Source organism: Nocardia beijingensis NBRC 16342, from assembly GCF_001612785.1.
Lineage (GTDB): Bacteria > Actinomycetota > Actinomycetes > Mycobacteriales > Mycobacteriaceae > Nocardia > Nocardia beijingensis.
Genome location: NZ_BDBC01000081.1, coordinates 22,263 through 28,336, shown reverse-complemented (window position 1 = coordinate 28,336; position 6,074 = coordinate 22,263). Strand labels below are relative to the sequence as shown.

The following is a 6,074-nucleotide window of genomic DNA, read 5'->3' as shown; positions in this document are numbered from 1 at the left end:
GGGGGCGTGCGGAACCGGCGCGCCGCCGCTCGCCGGAGAGCCGCGGCACCAGCTCGGCGCGTGCCACCAGGGCTTGGGAACCAAGCTATCCGGTCAATCACGCAAGAGAACGGGGAAGATCCAGGTGATCTCGGTAATCGTCGCGGGCGGCGGCACGGCGGGCCACATCGAACCGGCACTGGCGGTGGCCGACGCGTTGCGGCGGCTCGACGATTCGATCCGGGTGACGGCGCTCGGCACCGAACGCGGCCTGGAGACCCGCCTGGTTCCCGAGCGCGGCTATCCGCTCGAGCTCATCCCTCCGGTCCCGTTGCCGCGCAAACCCACCGCCGATCTGCTGCGGCTGCCCGGCCGGGTGCGCGCCTCGGTGGCGGCCACCCGCGCGGTCATCGATGCGGTCGAGGCCGACGTGATCATCGGATTCGGCGGCTACGTGGCGCTTCCGGCGTATCTCGCCGCCGGCGCCGGCGTGCTGCGCCGCAGGCGCGCGGTACCGGTGGTGGTGCACGAGGCGAACGCCAAGGCGGGCATCGCGAACAAGGTCGGCGCCCGCCGCGCCGCACGGGTGCTCGCGGCGGTCCCGGACTCGGGCTTGGCGAACGCGCGCGTGGTGGGCATCCCCGTGCGCGAATCGATCACCGGACTCGACCGCGCCGGGCTGCGGGCCGAGGCGCGGGCGCACTTCGGTCTTCCACCCGAAGGGCCGGTGCTGCTGGTCTTCGGCGGTTCCCAGGGCGCGCGGACGCTGAACGAGGCGGTGTCGGGCGCCGCGCCGCAACTGGCCGCCGCCGGTATCTCGGTGCTGCACGCGCACGGCCCCAAGAACACGATCGAGGTGGACGACTCCGCCGCGGACGCCGCTCGCTACGTCGCGGTGCCGTATTTGTCCCGGATGGACCTCGCCTACGCCGCCGCCGACGCGGTGGTCTGCAGGTCGGGCGCGATGACCGTCGCGGAGGTCTCCGCGGTCGGGCTGCCCGCGTTCTACGTGCCGCTGCCGCACGGCAACGGGGAACAGGAGCTCAACGCGCGGCCCGTGGTGCGCAAGGGCGGTGGCAGAATTGTCCCCGATTCCGAGTTGACGCCGAAGTACGTGATCGATGAGGTGATTCCGCTGCTCATGGACCCCGCACGGCTGACAGAGATGGGCAGGGCCGCCGCAGGCGCCGGGCACCGCGACGCCGCCGCCGAGGTGGCGCGGATCGCGCTGGAGGTGGCGCGCCGATGAGCGACACCACCGCGGACCCGGTGGCCCAGGACAGCGGCGCCGAGCGGACCGCGCTGCCCCCGGAGCTGGAGCGCGTGCACATGGTCGGCATCGGCGGGGCCGGGATGTCCGGCATCGCGCGCATCCTGCTCGCCCGCGGCGGCGCGGTGTCGGGGTCGGACGCCAAGGAGAGCCGGGGAGTGCTGGCGCTGCGCGCTCGCGGCGCGCAGGTGCGGATCGGGCACGACGCGACCGCATTGGACCTGCTACCCGGCGGTCCCACGGCGGTGGTCACCACGTACGCCGCCATTCCGAAGACCAACCCGGAACTGGTCGAGGCCAACCGGCGCGACATCCCGGTGCTGCTGCGTCCCACGGTGCTGGCCTCGCTCATGCGGGGCCATCGCACGCTGCTGGTGTCCGGGACGCACGGCAAGACGTCCACCACCTCGATGCTGATCGTGTCGTTGCAGCACTGCGGGTTCGATCCGTCGTTCGCGGTGGGCGGCGAGCTGAACGAGGCGGGCACCAACGCCCACCACGGCACCGGCGACATCTTCGTGGCCGAGGCCGACGAGAGCGACGGCTCCCTGCTGCAATACGACCCCGACGTGGCCGTCGTCACCAACATCGAGTCCGATCACCTGGACTTCTTCGGTTCCGACGAGGCTTACGTGCAGGTCTTCGACGACTTCGCCGACCGGCTCGGCGCGGGCGGCCTGCTGGTGGTGTGCCTGGACGATCCCGGTTCGCTGGCGCTGGCCGAGCGGGTCGGCGCGCGCTTGGCCGAGCGCGACGTGCGGGTCCTCGGCTACGGCTCCGGCGACCTCGCGGACGCGCCGGTCCCGGTGGGCGCCAGGCTGCACAGCTGGGAGCCGCGGGATGTCGGCGGCATCGCGCAGTTCCAGCTCGCCGACGAGGCCGCGCCGCGCACGCTGCGGCTGTCGGTGCCCGGCAGGCACATGGCGCTCAACGCGCTCGGGGCGCTGCTCGCCGCCAGGGCCACCGGCGCCGAGGTGGGCGAGATCATCCAGGGCCTGGAGGGGTTCGGCGGGGTGCACCGCCGGTTCCAGTTCGCCGGGCGGGAGAACGGCGTGCGGGTGTTCGACGACTACGCCCACCATCCGACCGAGGTGCGCGCCGTGCTCGGCGCCGCCGCCGAACTGGTCCAGCAGGAGGCCCGCGACGGCGCCAGGTCCAGGCAGGGCCGGGTCATCGTGGTCTTCCAGCCGCACCTCTACAGCCGCACCGCGACCTTCGCCGAGGACTTCGGCGCCGCGCTGAGCCTGGCCGACGAGGTCGTCGTACTCGATGTCTACGGCGCGCGGGAGAAGCCGCTGCCCGGCGTGAACGGAGCGCTGGTCGCGCAGTCGGTGACGAAGCCGGTGCATTACCAGCCGGACATGTCCCGGGTCGGGCGCCAAGTCGCGGGGCTGGCGCTGCCCGGTGACGTGGTGATCACCATGGGCGCGGGCGACGTGACGATGCTCGGCGGTCAGATTCTCGACGGATTGCGGGCGCGTCCCCAGCACGGACGGTGACCCGCGTGCGCGGGGTCGGGTCGGCGCGCGCGGCCGGGCGCCGCGCGGGTGATCGGTTCGGCGAGCTCGACTGGCGCCTGATTCGCCGGTGGGGATTGCTGAGCGTGTGCGTTCTTGCGGTGCTCTGTGTGCTCGCCTGGTTCACCCCGGTGCTCTCGGTGCGCACCGTGCGGATCGAAGGTGCGGTGGCGGTGCCCGAACAACAGGTGCGCGATGTACTCGAAATTCCTTCCGGCCGCTCGATCTTCCGAATCGACACGAATGCCGTGGCGCGGCGGGTGGCGAGCATTCCGAAGGTGCGCACGGCGCGCGTGCAGCGGGTTTTTCCGGCCACGGTCCGGGTGACGGTCGTCGAGCGCACCGCGGTGTTGTTCTACGACAGTCAGGATGGCGCGCATCTACTCGACGCCGATGGCGTGGAATTCGCGGTCGAGCCGACGCCGATCGGCGTGCCGAAGTTGATCACCGATCATCCCGGCGGCGCTGATCCGGTGACCAGGGCCGCGGTCTCGGTGCTCGCCATCGTGCCCCCTGCGCTGGCGGTTCAGGTGAGCGAGGTTGCGGCGCGGTCTATTTCGGATATTTCGCTGAATCTCAAGGACGGCCGCACGGTACTCTGGGGCGGGAGCGACGACGCCGAGCGAAAGGCGGCGGTCGTGTTGCCGTTGTTGACGCGCCCCGGAACGGTGTTCGATGTGTCGAGTCCCAATCTGGTCACGGTAAAGTGATCCACACCCATTGCGCCCAGGTAATTTTCGGCGGCCCGGGAGCGGTCCCGGCGCCGAGAAGGGAGCCGGGGGGCAACCGTTCACCATACGACGTGTGGAGCGGCGAGACGAGCGGGATCACGCAAGATTCTGGCTCTCGTTTCGGCGCGCCTGCGCGCGTATCGCGTCGGCTGCGAATAGCGTTCCGCACCAGTCGGATACTTGACATAACGCTAACCCTATGGTTGAGCTTTAGGGTTTGCCCGAGCCGCGGTTCGCTCTTCGCAGCGACCCGACCCCCGGACCGGGCCGACAAGGCGGCGTGCCGAGCATCCGGAAACGACAGGCTTTAGATCGAAGGAAGGCGAGAGCCCATGACGCCCCCGCACAACTACCTTGCGGTGATCAAGGTCGTCGGTATCGGCGGCGGCGGTGTGAATGCCGTCAACCGGATGATCGAGCAGGGACTCAAAGGTGTCGAGTTCATCGCGGTCAACACCGACGCGCAGGCGCTGCTGATGAGTGATGCCGACGTCAAGCTCGACGTCGGCCGCGAGCTGACCCGCGGTCTGGGAGCGGGCGCCGACCCCGAAGTCGGCCGCAAGGCCGCCGAGGACCACAAGGACGAGATCGAAGAGGTGCTCAAGGGCGCCGACATGGTCTTCGTGACCGCGGGCGAGGGCGGCGGCACCGGCACCGGTGGCGCGCCGGTCGTCGCGCAGATCGCGCGCAAGCTCGGCGCGCTGACCATCGGCGTGGTCACCCGCCCGTTCTCCTTCGAGGGCAAGCGGCGCGGGAACCAGGCCGAGGTCGGCATCAATCTGCTGCGTGAGTCGTGCGACACGCTCATCGTCATCCCGAACGACCGGCTGCTGCAGCTCGGCGACGCGGCGGTGAGCCTGATGGACGCGTTCCGCTCCGCCGATGAGGTGCTGCTCAACGGTGTGCAGGGCATCACCGACCTGATCACAACGCCCGGTCTGATCAACGTCGACTTCGCCGACGTCAAGAGCGTGATGTCCGGCGCGGGCAGCGCGCTGATGGGTATCGGTTCGGCGCGCGGTGAGGGCCGTTCGGTGAAAGCCGCCGAGGCGGCGATCAATTCACCGCTGCTGGAAGCCTCCATGGACGGCGCGCACGGCGTGCTGCTGTCGATCGCGGGCGGGTCCGATCTCGGCCTGTTCGAGATCAACGAGGCCGCCTCGCTGGTGCAGGAGGCCGCGCACATCGAGGCCAACATCATCTTCGGCACCGTGATCGACGACTCGCTCGGCGACGAGGTGCGGGTCACCGTGATCGCGGCGGGCTTCGACGGCGGCGGCCCGGCCCGGCGCACCTTCGAGACCTCGGCCCGCGGCACCATCGGCACGGCGCGCTCCGGCGAGATCGGGCAGAGCCGGACCAGCGAGATCGCCGCGCGCGGCAGCGACAGCACGCCGAGCACCTCGGTCACGGGCACGCCGGGCCGCGGTACGTTGCCGAGCTACCGGGACACCGAACGGTCGCGCACGCTGGGCGAGCCGTCCGTGAGCAGCGGCACGCGATCGCCCATCACGCCGCCGGAGGCAGGCGACGATGACGACGACGTGGACGTGCCGTCGTTCATGCGGAGGGGCTGAGCGCTGGAATCCGGTTCCGGCGCGGGGGCCGGGACCGAGCTGGAAAGAGCGATCCCGGCCCGCGCCGGGACGCCTCGGAGGGACCCGCCGCAGCGGTGTCCCGGAGTACGACCGCACAGAATGTTTGGGGGGACGCCGACCGGGCGAGACCGGGCGCCGAAGCGCCCGATGCGACGCAATCGATTCGGCCCCGGGGGAAATTTTGCTCTCTACCTGGGCATTTCGACGCCGTTAAGCGAGCGCAACTACGCTCGTCGCCATGACTATCGCGCCGACCATCACTGTCCGACGGGTGACCACCACCAGGTCCGGAGGCTTCTCGGCGCCACCTTACGACTCGTTCAATCTGGGCGACCACGTCGGCGACGATCCCGCGGCCGTGCGGCGCAACCGCGACCGGCTGGCCGAGGGGATCGGCCTGCCGCCGGAACGCCTGGTCTGGATGGAACAGATCCACGGCCGCAACGTGGAGATCGTCGACGGCCCGCGCGCCGAACCGGTTCCGGCCACCGACGCTCTCGTGACCACCGTGCCGGGACTCGCGCTGGTCGTGCTCACCGCCGACTGCGTGCCCATCCTGCTGTCCGACGACGAGGCGGGCGTGATCGCCGCGGTGCACGCGGGGCGGATCGGCGCCCGCATCGGCATCGTGCCGCGCGTGCTCGACGCGATGGTCTCGGTCGGCGCGCGCCTGGACCGGGTCGGCGCGCTGCTCGGGCCCGCCGCCTCCGGCCGTCAGTACGAGGTCCCCGCCGCGATGCGCGCCGACGTCGAGAAGCATCTGCCCGGCAGCGCGACCACCACGGTCCGCGGTACTCCCGGCCTGGATCTGCGCGCGGGCATCTCCCGGCAGCTCACCGAGGCGGGCATCGGCGCGATCGCGGTCGACCCGCGGTGCACCATCGAGGACCACACCTTGTTCAGCCATCGCCGTGGCGCGCCGACCGGCCGGATCGGCGGGGTGATTTGGATGGAGGCCGCCGCGTGAGCGGGCGGAACG

At 71.1% G+C, this 6,074-nt stretch carries 5 protein-coding genes; all 5 read left to right on the top strand.

What is annotated here, in order from left to right:
- Positions 1-124 precede the first annotated feature (124 nt).
- Complete coding sequence (murG, locus tag NB3_RS32930; protein ID WP_174553275.1) at positions 125-1,228, top strand: undecaprenyldiphospho-muramoylpentapeptide beta-N-acetylglucosaminyltransferase; 1,104 nt, start codon at positions 125-127, stop codon at positions 1,226-1,228.
- The gene (gene murC, locus NB3_RS32925; RefSeq protein WP_067811169.1) at positions 1,225-2,748 is read left to right on the top strand and encodes a UDP-N-acetylmuramate--L-alanine ligase; all 1,524 of its coding nucleotides are present in this window, start codon (positions 1,225-1,227) and stop codon (positions 2,746-2,748) included. The genes murG and murC overlap by 4 nt, the downstream gene beginning before the upstream one ends.
- Positions 2,749-2,906: 158 nt before the next feature.
- Positions 2,907-3,476, top strand: a complete 570-nt coding sequence (locus NB3_RS32920) for a cell division protein FtsQ/DivIB (protein ID WP_307696438.1) — start codon at positions 2,907-2,909, stop codon at positions 3,474-3,476.
- A gap of 353 nt (positions 3,477-3,829) precedes the next feature.
- Positions 3,830-5,074: a cell division protein FtsZ gene (gene ftsZ / locus NB3_RS32915; protein ID WP_067811166.1), complete on the top strand. Its 1,245-nt coding sequence runs from the start codon at positions 3,830-3,832 to the stop codon at positions 5,072-5,074.
- Positions 5,075-5,333: 259 nt separating this feature from the next.
- Positions 5,334-6,062: a peptidoglycan editing factor PgeF gene (gene pgeF, locus NB3_RS32910; RefSeq protein ID WP_067811163.1), complete on the top strand. Its 729-nt coding sequence runs from the start codon at positions 5,334-5,336 to the stop codon at positions 6,060-6,062.
- Positions 6,063-6,074 lie beyond the last annotated feature (12 nt).